General features: G+C 63.5%; 25 protein-coding genes. 17 read left to right on the top strand and 8 right to left on the bottom strand.

All coding sequences use genetic code 11. From position 1 onward, the window contains the following. Positions 1–73: 73 nt before the first annotated feature. Positions 74–535, bottom strand: coding sequence for an Lrp/AsnC family transcriptional regulator (locus NKH29_RS14450; RefSeq protein ID WP_023720584.1), 462 nt, complete (start codon positions 533–535; stop codon positions 74–76). 158 nt (positions 536–693) lie between these two features. Here NKH29_RS14450 and NKH29_RS14445 point away from each other — a divergent pair, with 158 nt between their 5' ends. Beyond that, positions 694–1,701, top strand: coding sequence for an ornithine cyclodeaminase family protein (locus NKH29_RS14445; RefSeq protein WP_352999965.1), 1,008 nt, complete (start codon positions 694–696; stop codon positions 1,699–1,701). A gap of 80 nt (positions 1,702–1,781) precedes the next feature. Here NKH29_RS14445 and NKH29_RS14440 read toward each other — a convergent pair whose 3' ends face one another. Both NKH29_RS14440 and NKH29_RS14435 read right to left on the bottom strand, forming a co-directional pair. Continuing rightward, the gene (locus tag NKH29_RS14440; protein WP_023720586.1) at positions 1,782–2,714 is read right to left on the bottom strand and encodes a dimethylarginine dimethylaminohydrolase family protein; all 933 of its coding nucleotides are present in this window, start codon (positions 2,712–2,714) and stop codon (positions 1,782–1,784) included. Between the two features lie 33 nt (positions 2,715–2,747). Beyond that, positions 2,748–4,340 (bottom strand): zinc-binding metallopeptidase family protein, encoded by a 1,593-nt coding sequence (locus tag NKH29_RS14435; RefSeq protein ID WP_353000065.1) that lies wholly within the window; start codon positions 4,338–4,340, stop codon positions 2,748–2,750. A 75-nt stretch (positions 4,341–4,415) separates the two neighbouring features. Here NKH29_RS14435 and NKH29_RS14430 point away from each other — a divergent pair, with 75 nt between their 5' ends. The 6 genes from NKH29_RS14430 (at position 4,416) to NKH29_RS14405 (ending at position 9,747) form a co-directional block, all read left to right on the top strand. After that, positions 4,416–5,306, top strand: coding sequence for a LysR substrate-binding domain-containing protein (locus NKH29_RS14430; RefSeq protein ID WP_023720588.1), 891 nt, complete (start codon positions 4,416–4,418; stop codon positions 5,304–5,306). A 124-nt stretch (positions 5,307–5,430) separates the two neighbouring features. Further along, complete coding sequence (locus tag NKH29_RS14425; protein WP_352589591.1) at positions 5,431–6,525, top strand: ABC transporter ATP-binding protein; 1,095 nt, start codon at positions 5,431–5,433, stop codon at positions 6,523–6,525. 67 nt (positions 6,526–6,592) lie between these two features. After that, the gene (locus tag NKH29_RS14420) at positions 6,593–7,708 is read left to right on the top strand and encodes an ABC transporter substrate-binding protein (RefSeq protein ID WP_352589588.1); all 1,116 of its coding nucleotides are present in this window, start codon (positions 6,593–6,595) and stop codon (positions 7,706–7,708) included. A gap of 17 nt (positions 7,709–7,725) precedes the next feature. Next, positions 7,726–8,559 (top strand): ABC transporter permease, encoded by an 834-nt coding sequence (locus NKH29_RS14415; protein ID WP_292659757.1) that lies wholly within the window; start codon positions 7,726–7,728, stop codon positions 8,557–8,559. Between the two features lie 4 nt (positions 8,560–8,563). Beyond that, positions 8,564–9,370 carry an ABC transporter permease gene (locus NKH29_RS14410; protein WP_352999964.1) on the top strand — a complete coding sequence of 269 codons (807 nt, stop codon included), beginning with the start codon at positions 8,564–8,566 and terminating at the stop codon, positions 9,368–9,370. A gap of 89 nt (positions 9,371–9,459) precedes the next feature. Beyond that, positions 9,460–9,747: a DUF982 domain-containing protein gene (locus NKH29_RS14405; protein ID WP_352589581.1), complete on the top strand. Its 288-nt coding sequence runs from the start codon at positions 9,460–9,462 to the stop codon at positions 9,745–9,747. Between the two features lie 106 nt (positions 9,748–9,853). Here NKH29_RS14405 and NKH29_RS14400 read toward each other — a convergent pair whose 3' ends face one another. Beyond that, positions 9,854–10,921 carry a glycosyltransferase family 2 protein gene (locus NKH29_RS14400; protein WP_352999963.1) on the bottom strand — a complete coding sequence of 356 codons (1,068 nt, stop codon included), beginning with the start codon at positions 10,919–10,921 and terminating at the stop codon, positions 9,854–9,856. A 466-nt stretch (positions 10,922–11,387) separates the two neighbouring features. Then, a complete protein-coding gene (locus tag NKH29_RS14395) occupies positions 11,388–12,719 on the bottom strand; it encodes a dicarboxylate/amino acid:cation symporter (RefSeq protein WP_352999961.1) in 1,332 nt (443 codons plus the stop codon). 236 nt (positions 12,720–12,955) lie between these two features. Between NKH29_RS14395 and NKH29_RS14390 the strand changes: the two genes are divergently transcribed. After that, entirely contained in the window at positions 12,956–14,815 is a 1,860-nt protein-coding gene (locus NKH29_RS14390; RefSeq protein ID WP_352999959.1) for a sensor histidine kinase, read from the top strand. Between the two features lie 6 nt (positions 14,816–14,821). Then, entirely contained in the window at positions 14,822–16,177 is a 1,356-nt protein-coding gene (locus NKH29_RS14385; RefSeq protein ID WP_352999957.1) for a sigma-54-dependent transcriptional regulator, read from the top strand. A 25-nt stretch (positions 16,178–16,202) separates the two neighbouring features. Here NKH29_RS14385 and NKH29_RS14380 read toward each other — a convergent pair whose 3' ends face one another. Then, positions 16,203–16,946, bottom strand: a complete 744-nt coding sequence (locus NKH29_RS14380) for a 2OG-Fe(II) oxygenase (RefSeq protein WP_352481701.1) — start codon at positions 16,944–16,946, stop codon at positions 16,203–16,205. Between the two features lie 156 nt (positions 16,947–17,102). Here NKH29_RS14380 and NKH29_RS14375 point away from each other — a divergent pair, with 156 nt between their 5' ends. Together NKH29_RS14375 and NKH29_RS14370 are read left to right on the top strand one after the other, a co-directional pair. Next, positions 17,103–17,828 carry a 3-keto-5-aminohexanoate cleavage protein gene (locus NKH29_RS14375; RefSeq protein ID WP_352481702.1) on the top strand — a complete coding sequence of 242 codons (726 nt, stop codon included), beginning with the start codon at positions 17,103–17,105 and terminating at the stop codon, positions 17,826–17,828. Positions 17,829–18,035: 207 nt separating this feature from the next. After that, positions 18,036–19,082, top strand: coding sequence for an acyltransferase family protein (locus NKH29_RS14370; protein ID WP_352999955.1), 1,047 nt, complete (start codon positions 18,036–18,038; stop codon positions 19,080–19,082). Positions 19,083–19,244: 162 nt separating this feature from the next. Here NKH29_RS14370 and NKH29_RS14365 read toward each other — a convergent pair whose 3' ends face one another. Beyond that, a complete protein-coding gene (locus NKH29_RS14365) occupies positions 19,245–20,099 on the bottom strand; it encodes a hypothetical protein (RefSeq protein ID WP_352816449.1) in 855 nt (284 codons plus the stop codon). A 385-nt stretch (positions 20,100–20,484) separates the two neighbouring features. Here NKH29_RS14365 and NKH29_RS14360 point away from each other — a divergent pair, with 385 nt between their 5' ends. From NKH29_RS14360 to NKH29_RS14335, 6 genes are all read left to right on the top strand, one after another. After that, on the top strand, positions 20,485–20,988 hold the full coding sequence (locus NKH29_RS14360; RefSeq protein ID WP_352999953.1) for an Lrp/AsnC family transcriptional regulator: 504 nt from the start codon (positions 20,485–20,487) through the stop codon (positions 20,986–20,988). Continuing rightward, positions 20,985–22,148: a saccharopine dehydrogenase family protein gene (locus NKH29_RS14355; RefSeq protein WP_352999952.1), complete on the top strand. Its 1,164-nt coding sequence runs from the start codon at positions 20,985–20,987 to the stop codon at positions 22,146–22,148. The genes NKH29_RS14360 and NKH29_RS14355 overlap by 4 nt, the downstream gene beginning before the upstream one ends. Before the next feature lie 110 nt (positions 22,149–22,258). Beyond that, positions 22,259–23,047: an ABC transporter substrate-binding protein gene (locus tag NKH29_RS14350; protein WP_023720608.1), complete on the top strand. Its 789-nt coding sequence runs from the start codon at positions 22,259–22,261 to the stop codon at positions 23,045–23,047. A gap of 155 nt (positions 23,048–23,202) precedes the next feature. Next, the gene (locus NKH29_RS14345) at positions 23,203–23,874 is read left to right on the top strand and encodes an amino acid ABC transporter permease (RefSeq protein ID WP_023720609.1); all 672 of its coding nucleotides are present in this window, start codon (positions 23,203–23,205) and stop codon (positions 23,872–23,874) included. Beyond that, entirely contained in the window at positions 23,871–24,545 is a 675-nt protein-coding gene (locus NKH29_RS14340) for an amino acid ABC transporter permease (RefSeq protein WP_023720610.1), read from the top strand. The genes NKH29_RS14345 and NKH29_RS14340 overlap by 4 nt, the downstream gene beginning before the upstream one ends. A 29-nt stretch (positions 24,546–24,574) precedes the next feature. Continuing rightward, positions 24,575–25,303, top strand: a complete 729-nt coding sequence (locus NKH29_RS14335) for an amino acid ABC transporter ATP-binding protein (protein ID WP_031194468.1) — start codon at positions 24,575–24,577, stop codon at positions 25,301–25,303. A gap of 144 nt (positions 25,304–25,447) precedes the next feature. On the opposite strand, the gene NKH29_RS14330 is transcribed toward NKH29_RS14335, so the two are convergent. After that, positions 25,448–25,870, bottom strand: coding sequence for a hypothetical protein (locus NKH29_RS14330; protein WP_352641025.1), 423 nt, complete (start codon positions 25,868–25,870; stop codon positions 25,448–25,450). Positions 25,871–26,075: the final 205 nt, after the last annotated feature.

Here is a 26,075-nt window from a genome sequence, read left to right as displayed (position 1 = left end):
CGCTAGGGGGAGCGACAAGGTGGCGAAGATGCGTTCAACGTCGCCCTGAACAGCATTCCCCTCCTCCATCTGATTACACCGGCAAGAGGGCGTTCGGCTTGACATCGGCGATGGAGGCGAAAGTGTGCGTTTCGCGCACGCCGGGCAGAGGCAGGATGACCCGCTGCAGGAAATCCTGGAACACCGCCATTTCAGCGATCCGCGCCTTGACCAGATAATCGAAACCGCCAACCACCATATGGCACTCCAGAACCTCCGGAGCTTTCGCCACGGCTTCGGCGAAGCGGTCAAAGACATGCGGCGCCGTGTGGTCAAGCCTGACCTCGATGAACACCAGCGTTCCCCTGCCGACCTTGCGCGGATCGAGCATAGCCCTGACCGCGGTGATGAACCCGTCGCGGAACAGGCGCTTCACCCGCTGGCTGGTTCCGGTCGGCGACAGCCCGACACGCCCGGCAAGATCAAGCGTCGTCCGGCGCCCATCCTCCTGCAGCAGCCGGAGCAGGCTGCGGTCTATCTGGTCGAGATCGTCCATTCACAATCCACTCTATCTCAGGGATTTGTGTGCTTAATTCACGCACAGATGCCAAAATCAACGTATTTCATCACATAAAACCTCGCAATAGCCTGCGCTTCCCTCACCCACTCAAAGCAGATGTGGTGAGCCGATTTCGACGAACACAGGAGTGCAGGATGACCAAGGAAGCGTGCAGCCCAGCCGGCAAGAGTGCGGCGGAAATCAGCAAGGGAGCGACCGAGATCCTGGTGCTGAGCGAAGCCGACGTGATGGCGTGCATCGACCTCAGCCAGCTTCTCGACGTTCTGGAAGACGGCTTCAAGGCGCTGTCACAAGGTAAGGTCGTCAATCCACCCCGACCACAGCTCGACATCCCCGGAGCCGGCTACAGCCTCGCCATGCCGGCCTGGATGGAGGACATGAACCTGACCGTCAAGATCGTCAATGTCTTCGAAGGCAACCTGGCCAAGAACCTGCCCAGCCATCTCGCTACCATCAGCCTGTTCGATCCGTTGTCCGGCCTGCCGGTCTGCATCATGGACGGCACCTTCATAACCGCGGTGCGAACCTCCGGCTCCGCCGTGCTGTCGGTGCGCGCGCTTGCCCGCCGGGACGCCAGGATAGCGACGGTGGTCGGCGCCGGCGTGCAGGCCAACCAGCACCTGCATCTGTTGCCGCTAGTACGCGACTTTGCCGAAATCCGCGTCAGCTCGAAGAGCTTCGACGATGCGGCAGCGCTTGCCCGGCTGCATCCGTCTGTGGTGGCGGTCGCCGACCTCGAGGCAGCCGTGCGCAGTTCCGACGTGGTGTGCCTGGCGACCCATTCCTATGAGCCGGTGATCGACGCAGGCTGGGTTCGGCCGGGCACGCATGTCTCGTCGGTCGGAGTGGCGCCGCCCGGCGGAGAAATGCCGATCGAGCTCATCGGCAAATCCAGTCTTTTTGTCGAAACCAAGGATGCGTTCAAACCGACCCCGGTCGGTTCTTGCGAGCTTGCCGGCTTCGACCCGGATTTCGGCACCGAGCTTGGCGCCATGCTGCTCGACCGCGCGCCGGGTCGCGTTTCGAATCAACAGATCACCACCTACAAGGCGATGGGCATTGCGATGGAAGACATGGTCGCCGCCGACCTCGCCTATCGTTGCGCCAAGCGTCTGCGCAAGGGAAAGCTCATCGTGCTGTAGGCGCGTGCCGCGAGCCAGGCGGGTTCGACGTTGCTGACAATGGCGCTTTCGTGGGAGCGTTGGGGTTAAAGGCCGGCCCCTCAGGCCGGCTCGCGCTTCAGCGCCTGTGCCATGCAGTGGATGCCGCCGCCGGTCTTCGAGATCTCGCTCATATCGATGGCCGCGACCTCGAAGCCGCGTGCCTTGAGCTGGCCGATCAGCGCCTGGCTGGACGTCGGCGCGATCACCCTGTCCTTGCCCAGCGACATGAAGTTGCAGCCGAGCGCCATCGTGTCCTGGAACGGCACGTCGATAATCTCGTGGCCCTTGCCCTTCAGCCAGTCGACGATGCCCGGCTCCGTGCAGGCGAGGCAGACGGCGGTCAGCTTCTCGGCGATCGGCACCACCATCAGGTCGATATGGACGTAATATTCGTCGATGAACGCGATGCGGGTCTCCCAGCCCTCCTTGTCGAACCAGGCCTGCACCTGGCGGGCGCCCTCCTCCTGCGTGCGGGCGCCGCCGCACCCGATCAGCACCACGCCGTCCTCGATGACGTTGAAGTCGCCGCCTTCGAATGTGCCGGCGGTGACCATGTCATAGATCGGGATGCCGAGCTTCTCATAGGTGCGGATCGCCGCGTAGTTCTCGCCGCGCCGCCACCAGTTGGCCATCGCGGTGATGATGACGCCATATGGCGTCATCACGCTGGAATCGCGTGAATAGACCTGCATCGGCAGTTCCGGCGTCGGCTCATGCCAGTGGATGTTGACGCCGAAATGCTCATAGGCGGCGACAAGGTCCTTGTGCTGCGCCTGCGCGATCTGGACATTGCAAGGCGCCTCGCGCAGATGTTTTCGCGATAGCGAGCTGGTCGAGAGATGGCGCAGGAAATTGGGCGAGCCGAGCAGCACGTCGGTCAGCACGTCGGTCTCGTTGGCGAAGCCCCAGGCGGTCAGCTTCTTGGTGCCGCCGGCCGGGTTGCGGCGCTGCAGCGAAAACGGCTCGGTGACGATGCGGTCATGGACGGTCATGGGTTCTCCTCGTGAAGGGGCGGCTTGGTTGAGTCATGCGGCTTGGTTGCTCGGTATCCACCAGTCCCGTCCGCGCGGGGTGGTGATGTATTCCGGCCAGCGAAATCCAATTGGCGGCTCGTAGTCGCAGAGCGGCGCGATCCAGTTCGAGCCGCCGATGCCGCCACCGGTGCGGGCGACGAATTCGTCCATCGCCGCGTCGCGCGCGGCCTCGTCTTCCAACAGGCGAAGTGCTGCCAGCGCGACCGTCTTTGCGGCGCAGATGACCATCGGGTCGATGGTGGCAGAAATGCCGCCCAGCGCATTCATCGCCCAGGACGGAAAGGCGTGACCGTTCTCCGAGCGCAATGCCGGGCGAGCGACATAGAACCGCGCCGTCGGCGTATGCCACGACATGTCGGTGTAATCGTCTGAGGTCGAATTGAGCTGCGACGGCGGCAGGTCGCGGCGCAGCACCGCCTCGGCCGCCTGTGGTGCAATCAGCCGCTCCAATTCGTCGATGAATGGTTCCTCGCTCGCCACCCCGCCGGCATTGATCTGGATTTCGCGGGCGATCGCCTTAGCCGTCTCGTCCCAGCGCGGCGGCCCGACCGCCGCCAGCGCGTCGAAGGCAATGCCAGCCATTACCTGATTGGCGAGCCCCGGCCGCGACTTCGACACCCAGTGCCGCTCATAGCGGCAGCCGCCCATCACCGCGACGGCTTCCGCATTGCGGTCAAGCACGGCGGTGACCTGCTCGGCCATCGCCAGCGTCGGCACGCGGATCATGTACTGGATCTCGGCCAGCCCGGCCGGCAGATTGTCGGCGGTCGCCTGCCCCGCCGTCAGGATCGCCTCGCTGATCGACCAGCCGCCCTGATGCGGCAGCATGGAATCGCGTAGCGCCTTCGAGGCCATGTACATCATCATGAGCGCGTCGTTGGCGCCCGGCGCCCGGACCGCCGAATGCGCCTGCGGGATCGGCGCCGCGTTGCCTGCCGCCCTCGCCCAATGTTCCGGCTCGTCGCAGATGAAGCGGTAGATCATCGCATAGGCCGCACCGCAATGCGTGTCCCAGCGCGCCGTGTTGCACAGCGGCAGCATGTAAAAAGGATGGAAGGAGATCATGCCCGCCAGCCCATCGTAATAGCCCTTCGCGGCATGGATCGGCTTCGATCCCCTCACCTTCTCCGCCGGCTCTCCGGTGAAGCGCAGCGTGCCCGATATGCCGTGGCGCTGCATCGCCGCCTTGGTCGCCAGCAGCCCGCCGAGGCTGGCAATGCCGAGCCCGGAATGCGGATCGGTGTGGCCGCCGGCCTGTTCGCCGAGGCCCGGACGCGGTCGCTTCACCGTCGCCGCATCCTGGCAATTGCCAGGCACCGCGTCGTACTCGGCATACATGCCGATTGTCGGGCCGGTCCCGTTGGTCCAGTGGGCGCAGAAGGCGGTCGGCATGCCGCCAGAGCCCTCTTCAACGGTAAAGCCTTCGTGCTTCAGGCGCTCGACATACCAGGCGGCCGACTGGTATTCGCGCCAGGCGGTCTCGCCGAAGTCGAAGATGGTCCGCGTCCACGCCGACAGCGACGGCTGGATGTCGTCCAGACAGGCAAGCGCGGTCGCTTGCGCCGAGGTCACCGGTTTCTCCATGGCGGAAAGAAAGCAGTGAAGCGCCTCGCCAAAAAGTGATATGTTTTCCCGGCTCATGCAAATTCGGTTCACCTCTTGAGAATTCCCTCGACGCAGGCGCTGCGCGCGCTCGACAGTTTTGCCCGCCACGGCAGCGTCTGGCGCGCCGCTGACGAACTGCATCTGACCCGCAGTGCGGTCAGTCATCAATTGCGCCTGCTCGAACGCGATCTCGGCTTCGACCTGCTCGCGCGCATCGGCAAGGGCGTGGCGCTGACGCCACGCGGCCAACGCTATGCCAGCGACGTGCGCAAGGCGCTGACGGTGCTAGGCGACGCGGTGACACGCCATGCCGGCACCGGCATCGGCGGCTCGTTCAGTGTCAGTTGTACGCCGGGTTTCGCCTCGCTGTTCCTGTGCACCCATATCGGCGAGTTCCGGCAGATGTACCCCGATGTCGCACTGCGCATCCTGACGCCGCGGCGCCTCGACGACGTCAGCAATGCCGAGGCCGACGCCTTCATCGCCTTCGGCGTCGGCAACTGGCCGAACCGCGTGGTCGAACCATTGTGCGAAATCTCCTTCACGCCGCTGTGCAGCCCCACGCTGCTCAACAAGATCGGCGGCTTCTCCAAGCCGGCAGACGTGCTGCGCGCCAATCTCCTGCATCTCGGTGAAACCGAGGACTGGGCGCGCTGGCTGGCCCTGTCCAAGGTCGAGAACCCCGATCCGGAAGGCGGCATCTTCTTTTCCGACATGAACCTGGTCTTTTCGGCGGCGATTGCCGGCCAGGGCATCGCCATGGGCGACGAGCTGACCAGTCGCCGGGCGCTGAGCGAAGGCCGGCTGGTCCGCCCCTTCGACATAGCGATCAATTCGCCGCGCTCGTATTTTCTGGTCTCCGAGCACGCCAAGGCAGCGCATCCGGTGCTGGAGGCGTTTGGGAGATGGCTGAGGTCGAAGCTGTCCGAGAACAAGGAGCGCTAATCTCCCCCCTCGAGGAGGAGATTGGTGCATAGATGAATCAAATTTGCCGATCAGGCGAAAACTATTCGGTTGCGGTGAGCCGCCGCCCTGCCTACGATTTCGCCTACGCTAAGGAAAGGGCAGGATGCAGCAACCCGGCCGGGCCGCAGAGATCAAGGCAATCGGGATCGGCAAGAGCTTCGGCTCGTTCCGTGCGCTGGACGATCTGACGCTCGATATCGGCCGTGGCGAGTTCCTCACCCTGCTCGGCCCCTCCGGTTCCGGCAAGACCACCTTCCTGATGATCCTTGCCGGCTTCGTTCAGCCGACCGACGGCCGACTTTACAGCGACGGCGTCGACATCACAGAGCGGCCGGCCGAGCAGCGCGCCGCCGGCATGGTTTTCCAAGGCTACGCACTGTTCCCGCATATGAGCGTCGAGGCCAACATCGCCTTCCCGCTCAAGGTGCGCAAGAAACCGGCGGCCGAGATCAAACGCCACGTCGGCGAAATGATCGAGCGCGTCGGGCTCAAGGGCCACGAGAAGAAACTACCGTCGCAATTGTCCGGCGGCCAGCAGCAGCGCGTGGCGCTGGCGCGTGCGCTGGTGTTCGAGCCGGGCGTGCTTTTGCTCGACGAGCCGTTTTCGGCGCTCGACAAGGGCCTGCGCGGCCAGATGCAGGCCGAGATGAAGCGGCTGCACCAGGAGACCGGCACCACCTTCGTCTTCGTCACCCATGACCAGAGCGAGGCGCTGGCGTTGTCGTCGCGCGTCGCCATCTTCAATCATGGCAAACTGCTGCAGGTCGGCGCACCGGACGAGGTCTACGACCGGCCGGACAACCGCTTCGTCGCCGAGTTCCTGGGCGAGATCAACATGCTGCCGCTGAAGGGCGTGCGCCCGGCCGACAATGGCTCGACGGGCCTCTGCGAAGACCGCGCGATCAGCATGCGCTGCAAGGCCGAGAAGGTCCGTGGAGACGCCATCCTGGCGATCCGGCCAGAATACATGTCGATCGCCCGCGAAGCCGCCGTTGGCGAAAACGGTATTGCCGCGACTGCCGTCGCCTCGACCTATCTCGGCGCTGCGACGCGGCTCGATCTGACGACGCGCCAAGGCGCCAAGGTGACGGTCTCGGTACCGAACGAGGTTGCCGCTTCCGCGCTCAGCAAGGGCAATTCCGTGTGGCTGACCTGGCCGGCGGAGAAAGGCTTCCTCCTTCCGGACGGAGGACAATGACGATCGGTGAGGCGAATTCGCCACGCTGACTTTCAGGAAATACCAACGACAAAAAAGGGGAACTGACATGACAAACCAAACCAAGAAACATTCCATCGAGGCGCTGTCCGCCAGGGCCGTGCGCGGAGAGATCTCGCGCCGGCAGTTCACGCAGCTGGCCGCGCTGGTGCTGGCCGGCACGCCGATGCTGCTGCGCTCGACCGGCGCCTTTGCCGCGGCGAAGGAACTGGTGCTGGTCAACTGGGGCGGCGACGCCATCACCGCCTATGACGCGGCTTACGGCCAGGCCTTCACCAAGGAGACCGGCATCGTCGTCAAGATGGATGGCTCCGGCCCGACCGAAGGCGCAATCGCGGCGCAGTTCAAGAGCGGCGCCCCGACCTGGGACCTGGTCGACGTCGATCCGTTCTCGGCCATCACGCTCGGCGCGCAGGGCATGCTCGAGCCGATCGACTATACGATCGTCGACAAGAAGAAGATGCGCGAGGGGTTCGGTTGGGAACACGCCGCCTCGACCTATTTCTTCTCCTATGTCATCGCCTACGATGCCGAGAAATACGGCAGCCAGGCACCGACCGGCATGGCCGACTTCTTCGACGTGGCAAAATTCCCCGGCAAGCGCTCGCTCTACAAATGGGGCGTGTCGAGCTGGGAAGCGGCACTGCTTGCCGACGGCATCGCACCGGCATCGCTCTATCCGCTCGACCTCAAGCGCGCGCATGACAAGATCGCCGCCTTCAAGGAGAACGTCGTCGCCTATTGGGGTGGCGGCGCCGAAAGCCAAAGCGTGCTGCTCAATGGCGAGGCCTCGATGGCGATCGTCTGGTCGACCCGGGCTTCGCTGATCGAGCAGGATTCCGGCGGCAAGATCAAGTTCATCTGGGACCAGGGTCTGATCTCGCCCGGCGCGCTCGCCGTGCTCAAGGGCAATCCCGGCGGCAAGGACGCGGCGATGAAGTTCATTGCCAGCACCCAGGACCCGGAGAAGGAACTCATCATGTTCGACAAGCTCGGCCAGGGTCCGGCCAACCCGGCCGCCGACGCGCTGATCCCCGCCGACAAGAAGCGCATCAACCCCGTCGATCCCGAGAACATGAAAAAGCAGATCCCGCTCGACATGGATTGGTACGCCAAGAACTACGGGGCGGCACTCGACGAATACACGAAGATCATCTCCGCCTGACAAGCCGGGATAACCGGATGAGAGCATACCTCTCCGACAGGATGGGCGCGGCGCTGTTGATGGCGCCGCTGCTCCTCTTTCTTGTGCTGGCTTATGCCTGGCCATTCCTCGGCGTGGTCAAATGGAGTTTTACCCTGCCCACGCCGGGGCTGGGGCAGTACAATGCGCTGCTCACGGATCAGTTGGTGCAGTCGGTCTTCATCCGCACGCTGCGTATCGCGGCGATCGTGACGATCGTTTCGGTTGCCGCCGCCTACGCCATCACCGTTGTCTGGGTGCGCGGCACACCGGTGCAGCGCGTCGTGGCCGAGTTCTGCATCCTGGTGCCGTTCTGGATCTCGGTGCTGACGCGCGCCTTCGGCTGGGTGGCGCTTTTGTCCAATCGCGGCCTGATCAACACTTGGCTGCAGGCGGTCGGCTTCATCTCGGAGCCGCTGGCGCTGGTGCGCAACGAGTTCGGCGTCATCGTCGGCATGACGCATTTCCTCATCCCCTTCGCCGTGTTTCCGCTGGCCTCTTCGATGCGCAGTCTCGACGACCGCGTGCTGCTGGCGGCGCGCGGCCTCGGCTCCAGCCGCATGCGCACCTTCTGGTCGGTGTTCGTGCCGATGACCCGCTCCGGCATCATCGGCTCGGCGCTGATCGTCTTCGTCTTTTCGCTCGGCTTCTTCGTGACGCCGGCGATCCTCGGCGGCGGCCGCAGCGTGATGATCGCCGAGTTGATCTACCTCCGTATCTTCCAGAGCCCTGACTGGGGCCTGGGTGCAGCGATCAGCGTGGTGCTGGTACTGTTCGTCGGCGCGCTGATGGCGCTGCTGTTCCGCTATGTCAGACCAAAGCAACTGGTGTAGCGCGATGCCGACCTATCGCCCCGGTCCCGTCTCGCTGATCCTCGCCGCCCTGGTCGCGCTGTTCCTGCTGCTGCCGCTGCTCGCCGTCATTCCGGTGTCGCTGACGCCGAGCCGCATGCTGGCGATGCCGTCGGGCGAATTGTCGCTGCGCCATTACCGGGCGTTGATCGAGGATCCGCGCTGGATCAACTCGATCCTGCTCTCGATCAGGATCGGCGTCGTCAGCAGCGCCTTTTCCACGGTGCTGGCGCTCTGCTTCAGCCTCGGCGTCTGGATGTTCCAGCCGCGCTTCACCGCAGCATTGGTCGGCTTCGTGCTGCTGCCGATGGTGGTACCGCCGGTGGTCTCGGCAATCACGCTCTATTTCCTGCTGACCTCGATCTCGGGTTTCTCGTCGTTCTTCGGCTATGACACCTGGCTGGGTGTCGCCATGGCGCATGCGGTGATGACGGTGCCCTTCGCCACGGTGCTGATCCTGGTGTCGCTCAGCCAGCTCGACCGCCGCATCGATCTTGCCGCGCGCGGTCTCGGCGCCACCGTGTGGGAGCGCGCCACCCGCATCATCATGCCCAACATCAAGTTCGGCATCGTCACCGCGGCGTTGTTGTCCTTCGTGCTCTCCTGGGAAGAGATCGGCGTCACCCTGTTCATCACCTCGGTCAACGCCATCACGCTGCCGCGCTTGATGTGGATGGGCCTGCGCGACAACATCGACCCGGCGATCGCCGCACTCTCGGTGATCCTGATCGTCATCACGGTGCTGGTGCTTGTGGCGCGCAGCGTCGTGGTCAAGCTGCGCGCGGCGCAGTGAGGGCCGCCTCACGCCGTGGTGACTAGCGCGAATGAAACCTTGCGCTACGATTTTCGTTATAGGTAGTTCAACACGTCGAAGGCTCCGCCATGAACCAAGGATGGTTTTCCAAGCCGGTTGCGGTTGCGGTCGGCATTGTGGGAGATATCCGCAACATTTCCAACGCACGGCAGGCTGTCGAATTGCTGGAAGCCCACTGGCGTGACGCCGGCAGCGCCAAACACGGCTTGGCACTGCGCACATGCCGTCGCGCCATGAGCGACGACCGCTGGGCCGAAGCCGCCAGGGACGCGTTCGTCGAGGCCGCGCGGGAAGCGCATGTCCTGGTCGAGCGAGCCGTTGAGCCGCAGGATCGGTCCAGGCAGGCGGGGCCGTGATCGATTTGTGAGAGCCTCGGTAGGGTTCCCTGCCTTCGCGCTCGTCTGAACCGAGAAGAGGCGTTCGGCGGATTTGTTGCTTTTCGGGCAGCATGCGCCGACATCTCTATCCCATGGCGTGGCGGATTCTCTTCGACAGGCGGCTCAAAAATGCCGGCCTCGACGACGCATTGAGCTTCCACGACAGCACCGCCGTTGCCATTTTCCGCGGCAACACCCCGACCGACAGGAACCAGGCGGCAAGGATTGCGCGCCGCCGCAGGGATGCGGTCATTTCGAGGCTGGCGACGGCGCCGGCCGCCCCGAGCGCCAGCCGGGAATCGTCGGCCACGGGGTGTCGGTCTCTGTCGGCGCAGAGCGACGCCAGCCGCTCTTCCAGGTGGACCGGATCGTGGCGGACGGCATCCGACGGCACGATGGTCAGGCCGATCCCGGAGGCCTGGTCCGACAGTGCCTGCATGCGGCGGAAATCGTGGGTTACCCGCCAGCGTGCCCGCTCGGCGAGCTTTTCGCCGAAGACCGAATGGTTGGCGCCGTGGATCCGGTAGGCGCCGAGGCATTCGTCGATGGATTGGACGTGCCCGTACATCGGCGCCAGCGTGGCAAGATAGCCATCGGCGCCCTGGCGGAACTCCGGCTCCGGTATGGGCATGATCGACTCCAGCGTTGCGCGGTCGAACGCCAGCCCGCTGGTCACGGTGGTCTGGTAGCGGCCCTTGTGCAGGAGTTTCGGCATGACATCGCCGCTGTCGAAAGGCAGTTCGGGCGGCGGAAAGACATCCTTGATGCGTTGCCCTTCGTCGACGATATGCAGTCTGGACTGGACCTGGGCGGTTGCCTCGTCCCAGGTGTCGACGATGGTGGAGACGGCGGTCGGATAAAGATAATCGTCGGCGTCGAGGAACAGGACGATCTTGCCCGAGCTCGCTGCAAAGCCAGTGTTGAATGCCGCGGCGTGTCCGCCATTTTGCGCTCGCGGACATGCGAGGATCTCGTCGCGATACGATTCCATGATTGTCGTGGAATTGTCCTGCGATGCATCGTCGACGACGATGACTTCGACATCCGCGTAGTCCTGCTCGAGGGCGCTGTCGATGCTGCGTTTGAGGAACCGCGCATAGTTGTAATTCGGGATAATGATGGATACCGGAATCCTGTTTTGGACAGACTGCATCGCGTTTGACCTCGCATCTTGCTTTGGTTCGGCAAAGGCCCGCTCATGGGCCGCCCCCTCTTCAAGCGCCCCTCTTGGCACGCAACGAGTTCCCTGGGAGAAAGCCTGCGCTTTCCACGAGGAGACCGGTCACGTTTCGCTTTGCGACTTCGTACTGAGGCCGCTATTGCCTTCGAGGCTGCTGCCATGGTCAGGGTCGGCGGCAGCAAAAGCTCCGACGATTCGGCAAGGATGAGATGCAACCGAGCCCGACGGAAATGTCTCGCCTCGCGATCAGGTCGGAGCGAAGCGGACGGGTGCCTTGAAGGCATGGCGGATACTGGCCTTCAAATGCGGCTGGAACAAGCCCCGCGTCGAAAACAGGGCCACTTCAGGTTGCGTTTCAGGCGGCATGCCGCGACCGCCGGTGCTTTGCCCCAGAGCCGGCGAACCGCCTCCGGGGCTTATAGTCATGTGGCCTGGACAGTCAGGCGGCCTGTAAACCCGGCAGCGACAGGTCGACTTCCTCCGGCAAGTCGCCGGCCATGGCGGCGGCAAACTTCGTCTGGTCGAGTTCTCCCTCCCAGCGTGCCACCACCACTGTCGCCACCGCATTGCCGATGAAGTTGGTCAGCGCCCGGCATTCCGACATGAAGCGGTCGACGCCGAGGATCAGCGCCATGCCGGCGACCGGCACGGTGGGGACGACCGAAAGCGTTGCCGCCAGCGTGATGAAGCCGGCGCCGGTGATGCCGGCGGCACCCTTGGAGCTCAGCATGGCGACGGCGAGCAGCAGGATCTGGTCGCCGTAGGTGAGTGGCGTGTCGGTCGCCTGCGCGATGAACAGCGCCGCCAGCGTCATGTAGATGTTGGTGCCGTCCAGATTGAAGGAATAGCCGGTCGGGATGACCAGGCCGACCACCGAGCGGTTGCAGCCGGCGCGCTCCATCTTGGCCATGAGGCCCGGCAATGCCGCTTCCGAGGACGAGGTGCCGAGCACCAGCAGCAGCTCTTCCTTGATGTAGCGGATCAGCGCCAGGATCGAGAAGCCATTGTAGCGGGCAACCGCGCCGAGCACCACCAGCACGAACAGCAGCGCGGTCAGGTAGAATGTGCCGATCAGCATGGCGAGGTTGGCGATCGAGCCGATGCCGTATTTGCCGATGGTGAAGGCCATGGCGCCAAAGGCGCCGATCGGTGCGGCCTTCATCAGGATGGCGACGAGGCGAAAGATCGGCGTGGTCAGCGCTTGCAGGAAATCGACGACCGGACGGCCGCGATCGCCGACCAGCGCCAGGGCGACACCGAACAGCACCGAGAAGAACAGCACCTGCAGGATATCGCCCTGCGCGAAGGCGCCGGTGATGGTGTCGGGGATGATGTTCATCAGGAAGCCGACGATGGTTGTGTCGTGCGCCTTCTCGGCATAGGCCGTCACCTTGGTGGTATCGAGCGTGGCCGGATTGATGTGCATGCCGGCGCCGGGCTGGACGACATTGGAGACGACCAGGCCGACGACAAGCGCCAGCGTCGAGAACACCAGGAAATAGATCATCGCCTTGCCGGCGACGCGGCCGACCTTCTGCAGGTCGGAAACACCGGCGATGCCGGTCGCCACCGTCAGGAAGATCACCGGCGCGATCACCATCTTCACCAGCTTGATGAAGGCATCGCCGAACGGCTTCATCGCCTCGCCGGTTTCCGGATAGAAATGGCCGAGCAGCACACCGGCGGCGATCGCCGCCAGCACCTGCACATAAAGATGCCGGTATAAGGGAAGTTTGCCGCGCGGCTCGGCGGCAGCGATTGTTGTCTGCATGACGTCCTCCATGGCGCCCCGATCGAAAGCTCGACTCCCCGGGGCAGTTGTTTTGACCAGCAGCCTCGCGACTGCTGAATTCGTGTTTGCAACAGCCGTGCCAGATACGCAGAAGAGCTTTTCATCATTGATTTTGTTGAGCATTCGCAAACGTCCGCACTGCTGGACACACAGACAAGTGCGAATCTCCGCATAGGTCGAATTGTGTTTTGTGCGAGTTCATGCACAAATGGGCGATGCTGCAACGCCCCGCCGGTGCCTTGTCTTCGACGCCCGAGCAACTCGCCAGGCGGGCGCGCCGAGCCTGGCTGCTGTTTACGGCCGTCGCCCTGCTGATCCTCACCGCAACGCTCTACGGCGCCGGCCTCTACGGCCGCACCGCCGAGGTCGGGACCCTGGCGGCACAGGGGCGTACCGACGCCAATCTGAAGGTCGCGCTGCTGCGCGCCGTGCTCGAAAGCCCGCGCGCCCTGCCGCTGCTTTTGTCCGCGGACCAGCAAGTGCGTGACGCGCTGTCGCAGAAAAATGCCGCGGCAATCGATGTTCTGAACCGCAAGCTCGAGGGGCTGGTCTCCGGCACCAAGGCCTCGGTGCTCTATGTCGTCGGCACCGACGGACTGGCGATCGCCTCCAGCAACTGGCGCGAGCCGATCAGCTTCGTCGGCAATGACTACCGTTTTCGCGATTATTTCTCCGGCGCGATGCAGGCCGGAACCGCCGAGTATTTTGCGCTCGGCAATGTCAGCAAGCGTCCCGGCCTCTACATTTCGCGGCGCGTCGGCGATGCCGCCGCACCGCTCGGCGTCGTCGTCGTCAAGGCCGAGTTCGACCAGCTCGAAGCCGACTGGCGCGAGGCCAACCGCCCGGCCTATGTCAGCGACGAGAAGGGCGTCGTGCTGATCACCAGCGTGCCGTCCTGGCGCTTCATGACAACCGCGCCGCTGGCCGGACCTGAGCAAGCCGCGATCCGCGACAGCCAACAGTTCGGCGACGCGCCGCTGGTTCCGCTGCCGATCATGCACCGGCAGGCGCTCAGCCCGGATGTGTCGATCGTCCACGCGGTGACGCCCGGCGGCAGTGAGGCGGAGTATCTCAGCCTTTCCACGCCGGTCCCTTCGACCCCATGGCAGCTCGACTATCTGATCCCGGCCGAAGCGCCGATCGCCGCTGCCGTCCGCGAAATGCGGCTTCTGGCACTGGGTGCCGTCGTCCCGCTGCTCGGCCTGGCCGCGTATCTGTTGTGGCGGCGGCAGTCGGCGCAGATGCGGATTGCCGCCGAACAGGCGGCGCGCACCGAACTCGAACGCCGCGTCGTCGAACGCACCGAGGATCTGAGCCAAGCCCGCGACCGGCTGCAGGCCGAGATAGCAGGCCACCGCAGCACCGAAGCCAAGCTCCAAATCGTGCAGCAGGATCTGGTCCAGGCCAACCGCCTCGCCATCCTCGGCCAGGTCGCCGCCGGTGTCGCCCATGAGATCAACCAGCCGGTCGCCACCATCCGCGCCTATGCCGACAATGCCCGCACCTTCCTCGACCGCAAGCAGACCGGGCCGGCCGAGGAAAACCTCGGCGCCATTGCAGCACTTACCGAACGCATCGGCTCAATCACCGAGGAGTTGAAGGCATTTGCCCGCAAGGGCCGCACCGCCGCCGAGCCTGTTGAATTACGTGGTGTTGTCGAGGGCGCGGTCATGCTGTTGAGAAGCCGCTTTGCCGGTCGGCTCGACGCATTGGCCATCGACCTGCCGCCGCCGAGCCTCAAAGTCATGGGCAATCGGGTCCGGCTCGAACAGGTGCTGATCAACCTCTTCCAGAACGCGCTCGAAGCACTCGACGGCCGCGACGACGCTTATGTGCAGGTATCGGTCGAGGAGACCGCGGACGGCGTGACGGTCGGCGTGTCCGATAACGGACCTGGCATTCCGCCCGGGATTCTCAAGTCGCTGTTCACGCCGTTCAACACCTCCAAGGAAAAAGGCCTCGGCCTTGGCCTCGTCATCTCGAAGGACATCGTCGCCGATTATGGCGGCCGCATCGAGGTTTCAAGCAACGACGGCGGCACCCGCTTCTCCATCCATCTCATGAAAGCAGCGTAAGCCATCATGACGAACGACAATGCCGCGCCGGTCATCTTGATCGACGACGATCGCGATCTCCTCAAGGCCACCGCGCAGACGCTGGAGCTTGCCGGCTTCTCGATCTCGGCCTCTGCGGTGGCGGCCGAGGCGCTGGCCAGGCTCGACGCCGATTTTGCCGGCGTCGTGGTGTCCGATATCCGCATGCCGCAGATCGACGGCTTGCAGCTTTTCAACCGCATCCTGCGGCTGGATGCCGACATTCCCGTCATCCTCGTCACCGGGCATGGCGACATCGCCATGGCCGTCAAGGCGATCAAGGACGGCGCCTACGACTTCATCACCAAGCCTTTCGCCGCCGACCGGCTGGTGCAGAGCGTGCGTCGCGCAGCGGAAAAGCGCCGCCTGGTGATGGAGAACCGCGCCTTGCGCGAGGCGGCCGGAGAGGCGCAGGACGGCCTGCCGCTGATCGGCCAGACACCGGCGATGGACAGGCTGCGCCGCACACTGCGCCAGATCGCCGACACCGATGTCGACGTGCTGGTGACCGGCGAGACCGGCTCCGGCAAGGAGGTGGTGGCAAGCCTTCTGCATCGCTGGAGCCGCCGCGCCAAGGGCAATTTCGTCGCGCTGAATTGCGGCACGCTGCCGGAGACCGTCATCGAGAGCGAATTGTTCGGCCATGAGGCCGGGGCCTTCACCGGCGCGCAGAAGAAACGGATCGGCCGCATCGAGCATGCCAGCGGCGGCACGCTGTTCCTCGACGAGATCGAAAGCATGCCGGTCTCGACACAGGTGCAGATGCTGCGCGTCTTGGAAATGCGCGAGGTCACTCCGCTCGGCACCAACGAGGTGCGGCCGGTGGATCTGCGCGTCGTCGCCGCCGCCAAGGTCGACCTCGGCGATCCGCGCCAGCGCGGCGCTTTCCGTGAGGACCTTTACTACCGGCTCAACGTGGTGACGATCTCGATCCCGCCGCTGCGCGAGCGCCGCGACGATGTCGCCCTGCTGTTCTTCTATTTCGCCGAGCGCGCCGCCGCCCGCTTCCATCGTCCGGTGCCGGCAGTGCCGGCCACGGTACATCGCCGTCTGAGCGACCATGACTGGCCGGGCAATGTGCGCGAACTGGCACATTTCGCCGAGCGGTTCGTGCTTGGATTGGAGGAAGGCGCCGAAGCACAACCCCCTGCCCCGACCGAATCGAACGCCGCCATGAAGCTGCCGGAGCGGCTGGAGCGCTACGAGGCCGACATCATCCGCGAGGCGCTTGGCCGCAACGAGGGCGATGTCAGGCGCACGATCGAAGCGTTGGGGATTCCGCGCAAGACCTTCTACGACAAGCTCCAGCGCCACGGCATCGTGCGCAGCGATTTTTCCAGGTAATTCGTCGCCGGGCCGAGCGGCTCGGCTATTTGGCGTCGTGGAAGATGATACCGACAGTGTGGCGCATGCCGGAGCGAAGCCGGCTGACGCCGTGCCTGAGGTTGACGCGGTAATTGCCCCGCGTGCCCTGGACCGGTCGATTGTGGACCGCAAAGGCGACCGCATCGCCCTGGCGCAGCGGCACCACCTCGACGCGGCTTTGCATGCGCGGACGCTGCTCGGTCAGCACGAACTCGCCGCCGGTGAAATCCTTGCCTGGTTCGGACAACAGGATCGCCACCTGCAACGGGAAGGCAAGATCGCCGTAGAGATCCTGGTGCAGGCAATTGAAGTCGCCGGGAACGTATTGCAGCAGCAGCGGCGTAGGCCGCGTCTGGCCCTGCTCGTGGCATTGCTCGAGGAACGCGGCGTGTTCGTCGGGATAGCGCTGGGCGATACCCATGCGCGCGTTCCAGTCGTTGGCGACCGCGGCCAGGCGCGGAAAGAGCGCGGTGCGCAAGCCGCCGATCAAGTCGGGTAAGGGATAGCGGAAATAGCGGTACTCGCCCTTGCCGAAGCCGTGCCGCGCCATGTGGACATGGCTGCGGAAATGGCTCTCGTCCGGATAGAGCCCGGCGATCTGCCGGCACTCCTGCGGCGTCAGCAGCTTTTCCATCACCGCGCAGCCATAGCCGCTCAGCTCGCCGGCGAGTTTCGGCCAATCATAGGCGGCGACGCGCGCCTCCGCCGATTTGATCGCCGCTTTCGCGCCTATCGAATGGATGGTCATGGCTTCGCCTCCTTCTCTACGACCAGAGATGGGTGAGACAGCGCGCGCAGACCACCCGTTTCTTGCCGGGTGAGCTTCGCGGGATGGATATCATCCGATTTCCGATTTCGTTGTCGTGCGCTAAACTTGTTCCACTTCAACGGGACCGCCATCTCAATGATTGTCCAGACCTGCATCAATGGCGCGCGCAGCGCCGATTTCCACCCGCGACTGCCGCTTGATCCCGAAGCCATGGCGCGCGACGGTGCGGCCTCGATTGCCGCCGGTGCGGCCGAGCTGCATGTCCATGCGCGCGGACTCGACGGCCGCGAAAGCATCGCGCCTGCGGCTATGGACCGGACTGTGATGGCGCTCCGCCGTGCCTGTCCGGGAACGCTGATCGGCGTGTCGACCGGCGCCTGGATCGAAAACGACGACGAGCGGACGCTGGCCGCGATCGCCGGTTGGAGCGAGCTGCCCGACTATGCCTCGGTCAATCTGAGCGAAGACGCCGCGCCCGCCGTCATGGAGAGTCTGCGCCAGCGCGGCATCGGCATCGAGGCGGGGCTTGCCTCCGTCGCCGACGCCGAACGCCTGGTGAGCCTCGACCATGGCAAACGGGTGCTGCGCATCCTGCTCGAAATCTCCGAGCAGCCCCTGGACGCGGCGCTGGAGGTCAGTGACGATATCGCCGCCGTGCTCGACGGCGCCGGGATGCGCCGGGCGATCCTGCTGCACGGTGCCGACGCCACGGTCTGGCCTTTCGTGCACCGGGCGGCGGAACGCCGTTGGTCGACGCGCGTCGGGCTGGAAGACGGCAAGGAGCTTCCTGATGGAACAGTAGCACCCGGTAACGCCGCGCTGACAGCGGCAGCCGTCGCTATCTTCGAGACCAGCCGTTAGCGCGGGGAAACAGCCAATCTCCTCTTCACTGGGGAGATGCCAGGTTTTGACAGAGAGGCAGGCCAAAGTCGGGCGGGTCTAAAGTATAGCCGCGTGCTGGTGTCAGTAAAACTTATCTAAAACTTTACGCATTAATTAAACCAGCAATTAATCAGCACATCAACGACCCCGTGTGTTAATGCTCCCCGCACAGGGGACCATTTTTCGATGAACATCATTCCAGAGAATGATCACGCTGCGCCGCGCCGGGTTCAACAGTATACATCGGTACAGATCCTGCGGGGGCTAGCAGCCCTCATGGTTGTTATCTATCATCTTCCGGCCGCACTGGGCATGCTCGATCTGGGTATTCCCATCCTAAACAGTGGTGTCGATCTGTTTTTCATCATCAGCGGTTTTGTCATGGTTCTCTCGACGGAGAACAGACGTCGCGACCATCGTGCTTTTTTGATGCAGCGCTTCACGCGCGTCGTTCCCTTCTATTGGGTTATGACCTTCGTCATGGTCGCCGCACTTTGGTTGTTTGCCGGTCGTGCAGTGTCTCTTGAGCAGCTCACCAATAGCCTGCTTTTCATTCCCTATCTCGACACTGTTACAGGTTATGTCCAACCAGTGCTTGGCGTGGGTTGGACGCTCAATCTGGAAATCCTGTTTTACATTCTGTTCGCGGCGACTATGGGTCTTGGCACCTTGACGCAAATGGCCATGGTCGGCGTTGTCTTTGCAATCGCCGTAGCGGCGCGCATCATCTTCAAACCCGCCGCCGATACTGTGCTGTTTTTCTATACCACGCCAATCCTGTTTGAGTTCCTTGCCGGCATGGCTCTCGGCCACCTGGTCGGCAGGCTGGCGCGTTTGCCTGCCGTCCTGGGTGTCTCGGCACTCGTGTTCGCCATCGTGTCCATGCTGGTGATGGGCCTTGGCTTCAACTTGCCGCGAACCCTTGCTCAGGGAATCCCGGCGTTGATCCTTGTCGCGGCTTGCATAAGCCTGGAAAGCTACTTCCGGCTTCTTGCTCCTCGCGTGCTGGCAAGGTTGGGTGATGCTTCCTACTCTCTCTATCTGACACATCCTATCGTGCTGCTTGCGACCGCTCCTGTCGTTGCAAGCGCCAATGTATCACCATGGCTCGCAGGCACGGTTCTTGTCGCCGCTTGCATCGCCGTCTCCCTGGCCAGCTATAGTTTTATTGAGAAGCCGCTTTTGGCGATATCTCGGATGAGCCTCTCCGCCTATCAGGTGAAGGCACAATAAGTTGAGGTTGCGCCTCGCAGCGATTTTGCGACATGCATAAAACAAAAACTTAAAGCGCGTCGCAGGATCCGTTCAATGCGACGCGCTCTAGGTGCAAAAATAGCCGCCCGGTTGGACCCGAAGCAGCTTGTTATTTTATGCACTTCGGCAATGTGTCAGTGGCTACTTTGCAATCATGTAGGCATCATCAGTGTAGAGTTTGCCAACTCCACCATAGTGACCCACCCCAAACACGAATGACTGAGGTGTACCTGATCCGTCGGAATCTCGCCCGACCGGCCAGGTTGCGTTCGACGACGATTGCCAAAACACCCCATCCAGATACCAATCGATGCCTACCCCTTCATAGAGATCCGCGCGCAGCTGAAACCAGCGGCCCTTCGGGGCGGGAACATCGTTAGCCGGATTGTGGACTCCGGCCGCCGCATTTTCCACATGCAGCATCACCACATCGTCAGTCGGATTGTCGGTCAGGTTGACCCACCACGTTGGATCCTGCTTGAAAGGCGATTGCTCGGTCACCTTGAACTGGAAGATATTCGTCCAGCCGTTTCCCGCGTATTGGTAATCGGAGGGAATGAAAAACCACGCGACATAAGTTCCATCGATCCCTGACGGCGACATCGCCTGGAGCGGACGTCCGAAAGCGTCGTTCTTGGCCAGGCCGCCCGCAAAGAGCCACTCCTTGTAGACTTTGGAGTGGGGCTTCCCGGCATTGATGGCAGCCAGCGTCGTTTCGAACTTTCCGAAGCTGTTGCCGCCGTGCGAGGATACATTCCCTGCGCCGGTCGAGACCAGGCCGCTGACAATTGCGTTCAGGCTGGGATCGGCTTCCGCCGGATTCTCCGCCTGGACGAAAGACCAGTCGGTATAGCACGAGGCTCCGGTGCAAGGCCCCTCCTCCCAGTCCGCTCGCCAGTAAGGCGCGTTCTGGGCATATGCGGCGCCAACTGGCGGCATAACGGCGGTAATGGTGCAGATTGCCGTCAGCACCAACAGATGAGAAATCTTCTTCATGTCGATCTACCGTTCCTTTCTAAGCTATGGATTCCAGGCACCTCTTGCGTCACTTGCTTCTTTCACCCTCGAACACAGCGCGTCCCGAACGGCGCTGTACCGCCAACTCAAGCCGGCGGCGCTGAACCTTCAAAGGGTATCCGGAAAACAAAAAACCCGCCTCGGGAGGGCGGGTCGGCGGCGCGATTAGCACCATACCCAAATTAGTAGCATAGCTGCCGGCACAAAGCAAGAACAAAATGTGGCATCTGCGACGAAACTGCCGACAGGCACAGGGGCACCGCGGATGACGTGGCTCTTGCCGTTGTTAAAAATCTCTCATAAGGTATTTTCATATCAGAAAGAAAATTCGACCGTTTATTTCCTTTTATGAAAGCCTGAGCGTTTGCGGGAACATCTCGATCAGACCGACCGGCGACTGGTCAAGCTGCTGTCGCAGGATGCGCAGCTTGGCGTCAACCGCCTCGCGGAGAAGATGGCGATCTCGGTGCCGACGGTGCGCATGCGGCTGCGCAACCTGCTCGACCGCAACCTGCTCAAGATCGTCGGACTGCTTAACCTGACCGAACGCCCCGAGCTGATCTCGGCCATCGTCGGCATCAACGCGCAAGGGCGCGGCCGGGCGCGTGAACTGGCGCAGCGCATCTCCGAACTGCCTTTCGTGAACTCGGCCGCCGTCGTCACCGGACGCTTCGACATCATCGTCGACGTAACGGTGGCCGGCGATGTCGCCGATCTCTACCGCGTCACCAGCGAGCTGATCCCCGGCGCCGGCGAGCCGGGCGAGGTCGTGCGCAGCGAAACCTTCGTCGTCATGGCGTCCTGCAACAAATGGGTCAGCCTGCCGGAAGGCTGCTGGTCGGACGAGACGCGAAAGGAAATTGCATGAAGATCGCGGTTCTCGGCGGCCTCGGCCTGCAAGGCCGGGCAGCGATCGCCGATCTCGTTGCCAGCGACGGCGTCGAGCAAGTGGTCTGCCTCGACACCGCAACCGACGGCGCGGCGCGGCTTGGCGGCCTGACCGACCTTGCCCGGGTGCGTTTTGTCGTGCCGGAGGGCGCGATCGGTCCGGTGCTGGCCGATGTGATGAAGGACGTCGACGCGGTCATCGACCTGTTGCCGCAGCCACTGATGCGCGAGGCGGTGCAGGCGGCGATCGCGACGCGCACGCCGCTGGTCACCACCAATTACGGCAAGGCTATCGCCGATCTCGCGCCCGAGGCCGAAAAGGCCGGCGTCTCGATCGTCACCGAATGCGGGCTCGATCCCGGCATCGACCTTGTGCTCTACGCGCGCGCCGCAAGCCAGTTCGACACCATCACCGCGATCGATTCCTATTGCGGCGGTATTCCCGAGCCGAAGGCGGTGGTCGAGCCGCTCCGCTACAAGGTGAGCTGGAATTTCGACATGGTTCTGGTCAGCCAGAACCGCGACAGCGTGCTGGTCGAGGACGGCAACCGGGTCGATGTGCCGGCCGCCCGCCAGCACGACAATCGTTTCATCCACGACATCGAAATCGCCGGGCTGGGCAGGCTGGAGGCCTTTCCCAATGGCGACGCGCCGCATTATGCCGGCATGCTCGCCGCCGCCAAGGGGCTGCAGCGCTCCGGCCGCTACTCGCTGCGCTGGCCCGGCTGGTCGGCGTTCTGGGCGCCGCTGAAGCAGCTCGGCTTCCTGTCCGAGGACAAGGTGCCCGGCACCAGCATCAGCCCACGCGAATTCCTCGGCCGGCTGCTCGGTCCGCAACTGCAATATGGCGCCGACGAGAAGGACCTTTGCGTGATGCGCAACGTCTTTGTCGGCAGCGAAGGCGGCCGCCGCAAGACGGTGACCTCGGAGCTGGTCATCGAACGCGACCTCGCCTCCGGCCTGTTCGGCATGAGCCTTGGCGTCGGCTATCCCGCCAGTATCGTGGCGCAGATGCTGGCACGGCGTGAGATCGCCATGCCCGGCCTGCTCAACCCGCTGCTGCATGTGCCCGAAGGCCGCTTCCTCGACGAGCTGGCCAGGCGCGGCATCAAGGTTGCCGAAACGGTGAGCTGGGATTGAAGATTTTCGAACGGTGGTTGCCGCCGGCAACGGCGCTGCCGCTCAAAAAGCACCTCGATGGGGTGAAGCAACAAGTGGAACAACAAACGACAACAAGGAGGAATGCCCAAATGAAGATTGCCAAGCTTTTCATCGCCGGACTTGCGCTCGCCGGCCTCACCGCTGCCGCCAGTGCCGGAACGCTCGACGAGATTACCAAGCGCGGTGAGTTGCGCGTCGCCGTGCAGACGCAGGGACCGCCCTTCTCGCTGGTCGGCGCCGCCGGCGAACGCACCGGCAGTTCGGTCGAACTCGCCGAACTGATGGCCAAGGAAATGGGCGTCAAGATCACCTTCCTGGACTTCGACTGGGACGGCCTGATCCCGGCGCTGCTGTCGGGCAAGGCCGATCTTCTGGTTGCCGACATGACGCCGACACTGGCGCGTGGCATGAAGGTCGCCTTCACCAAGCCTTACATGTACACGGGCAGCACCGTCTTCACCAAGGCTGGGACCGCCTTCAAGTCCACCGAGGACTGCAAGGCCAAGGGCACCAAGATCGCGGTGCTGCTCGGCGCCACCGGCGAGAAGGAAGCCAAGGCCGCCTTTCCCGATGCCGACATCAAGAGCTACAAGGGCGGCGGCCCGCTGCTGCTCGACGCCGTCAACAACGGCCAGGCCGATTGCGGCGTCAACGACGTCTCGGCGGTCAAGGGCCAGTCAACCGCTTATCCGGCCGGCAGCTTCATCATCATGCCGGACATGCTGTCGAAGGAGCCACTGGCCTTCGCCACGCGCTATGACGAGCAGGACCTGCTGACCTGGATGAACCTGTTCCTCGACCAGGTCAGCCTCGACGGCCGCCTGCAGAAGAACCTCGATTACTGGGTCAATTCCGACGCCTGGAAGAAGGATCACTGAGTAGAGGGAATAGGGAGTAGGGAGTAGGGAACGCTACTCGCTACTCGCTACTCGCTACTCGCTACTCGCTACTCGCTACTCGCTACTCGCTACTCGCTACTCGCTACTCGCTACTCGCCATTCACCAGTCACCAGTCACCAGTCACCGCCTCACCATGCTCGAAAACTTCAGCTTCCGCACCATCGTCGAATATCTGCCCCTGTTCGGGCAGGGCCTCGTCACGACCGTGTGGCTGTCTGTCCTCTCCTTTGCCGGCGCGCTCGCCGTCGGCATCGTACTCGCCGCGATGAACCTGCAGCGCGGCCGGCTGTTCCGCGTCCCGGCCAAGGCCTATATCGATGCAGTGCGCGCCACGCCGCTGCTGGCGCAGCTTTATTTCCTCTATTTCGGCCTGCCGCGGCTCGGCTTCGTCCTGCCCGAGCTCGTCGTCGGCATCCTGGCCCTGTCGCTGAACAGCGGCGCCTATGTCGCCGAGATCATCCGCGCCGGCATCCTGTCGATCCCGCGCGGCCAGGTGGAGGCCGGCGTCGCTTCGGGCATGACCTATGTCCAGCGCATGCGCCTCGTCATCCTGCCGCAGGCGTTTAAGGTGACGATCCCGCCGCTGCTCGGCCAGGCGATCGTGCTGGTCAAGGATTCCGCGCTGTTGTCGCTGATCTCGGTCGCCGAACTGACGCGCGCCGGACAATTGCTCGCTTCCGACCGCTTCATGCCGGCCGAAGGTTTTATCACCATCGCCGCCTTCTACCTGCTGCTCTATTACGGGCTGAAGGGACTGGCGGCACTCTCCGGGCGCTGGCTCGGCCTGGCGGGGGCACGGACATGATCTGGCAGCAACTGCAAAGCATCGCCGGCAGCTATCCCCTCGCCTTGCGCGGCCTCGGCATGACCGTGGTGCTGTCGTTGATCAGCCTGGTGCTGGGCACCTTGCTCGGCTTCGGCCTCGGCATCCTGCGCACAGGCGGCAACCGGCTGATCAGCAGCGCGATCGGCGGCTGGGTCGACCTGATCCGCGGCACTCCGTTCCTGGTGCAGATTTTCCTGATCTTCTTCATCCTGCCGGAACTCGGCATCGAGCTCGACGCCTTCACCGCCGGCATCATCGCGCTGACCAATCTGGCCGCCTGCTTCATCTGCGAGATCGTCGTCGCCGGCATCCGCTCGGTGCCGACCGGCCAGGTCGAGGCGGCGCTGGCGTCCGGCCTGTCGCGCTGGCAGCGCATGCGCCAGGTGGTGCTGCCGCAAGCGATGCGCATCGTGCTGCCGCCGCTGGTCGGGCAATATGTGCTGCTGATCAAGGATTCCTCGGTCGTTTCGGCCATCGGGCTCACCGATCTCACCCGCGTCGGGTGGCTGGTGGTGCAGCGTGTGCCGAACGGCCTGCTCGTCTTCTTCCTCGTCGGCGTCGGTTATTTCATCGTCTGCTACCCCCTGATCATGCTGGCCCGACGGCTGGAGCAGCGCATGGGCGCAGCCCATGGCGAGGTGCAGCTATGACGAACCTCAGCAGCAAGAATGGTGCCGGCATGATCGAATTTCGCGGCGTCAACAAATGGTTCGGCCAGCTCAACGTGCTGAAGGACATTACGCTGAGCGTCGAGCCGCGCGAAGTGGTCGTCGTCTGCGGCCCGAGCGGCTCGGGCAAGAGCACCTTGATCCGCTGCATCAACGGGCTGGAGACGATCCGCGACGGCGACCTAACGGTCGACGGCCAGCGCCTCGGCGACCCCGCCACCAACATGACGCGACTGCGCACCGAGATCGGCTTCGTCTTCCAGTCGTTCAACCTCTATCCGCACAAGACGGCGCTCGAGAACGTCACCCTGGCGCCGATCCATGTCCGCAAGATCCCGCGGACTGAGGCCGAGAAGGCCGGGCGCGAGCTGCTCGCCAAGGTCGGCCTCGCCGACAAGGTCGATGCCTATCCGGCGCAGCTCTCAGGCGGCCAGCAGCAGCGCGTGGCGATCGCGCGCTGCCTCGGCATGCGCCCCAAGATCATGCTGTTCGACGAGCCGACCTCGGCGCTCGACCCCGAGATGATCTCGGAAGTCCTCGACGTCATGGTTGCGGTGGCCGAGGAAGGCATGACCATGATGGTGGTGACGCACGAGATGGGCTTTGCCCGCAAGGTCGCCCAGCGCGTCGTGTTCATGGACGCAGGCGCCATCGTCGAGAGCGGCACGCCGGACGAGTTCTTCTCCAACCCGAAGACCGACCGCAGCCGCGCCTTTCTGAGCAAGATCCTGCGGCATTAGAGTTCAAACTCAACTCAGCTGGCTGTCGTCGATGGCCGAGATGGATGGAAAGCGGCCCTTCGCTGGACGTTCCCTAATACGACAGATGCGCGCCGGGCTTCCTCTTAGGGCGGCCATTGCCGCACTTCCACCAGGCCGCTTCCCTTATGCGGGCATCAAATCGATGACCCGCATGATCGCGACCGCACTGCTCGTGTTCTGGGTGCCTTCTGTCGTAGCGCCATTAGCGCAGGCCCAAACATCGCCCTTCTTGACTGTGAACTTTTGTTTGTTGTGAACGACCGAAAGTTCTCCCTCAGTCATGTGGCAGAGCATGTCGTTCTTCATCATGTTGTCAGCCGTCTTCGCTCCGGGCTGAATGACAACATCGCGCAGCTTCACCGTTGCATAGGCTGGTATGACCGACTTGCGCTCACCAAGCGCTACAACTCTGACGCCGGGTGAGACCTCCTTGCCCTCATCGGGGCCGTAAGTCTGGGCGGATGCTGGTGTCCCCCAAGCGATCAGAGGCGTTGCGGCCAGTGTAAGACCGAGTGCAAGTGTGGATCTACGATTGACGGCTTCCATTGTTTCCTCCCTGTTCAAAAGTTGGTCGGAAAGGTAGGCCAACAATCAAGGATGGGCCGTTGCGGCGAAGAGTCAACTGACCTTCCGAGTTAGTTCAGTCTCGCTCGCGGCTAGCGAGGTGATAGTGTCCTGAAGGTTCTGCAAAAAGTTTTGGAGAGAGAACGGCGCTTGCTCTGAAGGGCGAGCGGCCATGGCACGGTGGTGA

The organism is Mesorhizobium sp. M1295 (genome assembly GCF_040318135.1).
Lineage (GTDB): Bacteria > Pseudomonadota > Alphaproteobacteria > Rhizobiales > Rhizobiaceae > Mesorhizobium.
This window is presented reverse-complemented; position numbering and strand designations above follow the sequence as displayed.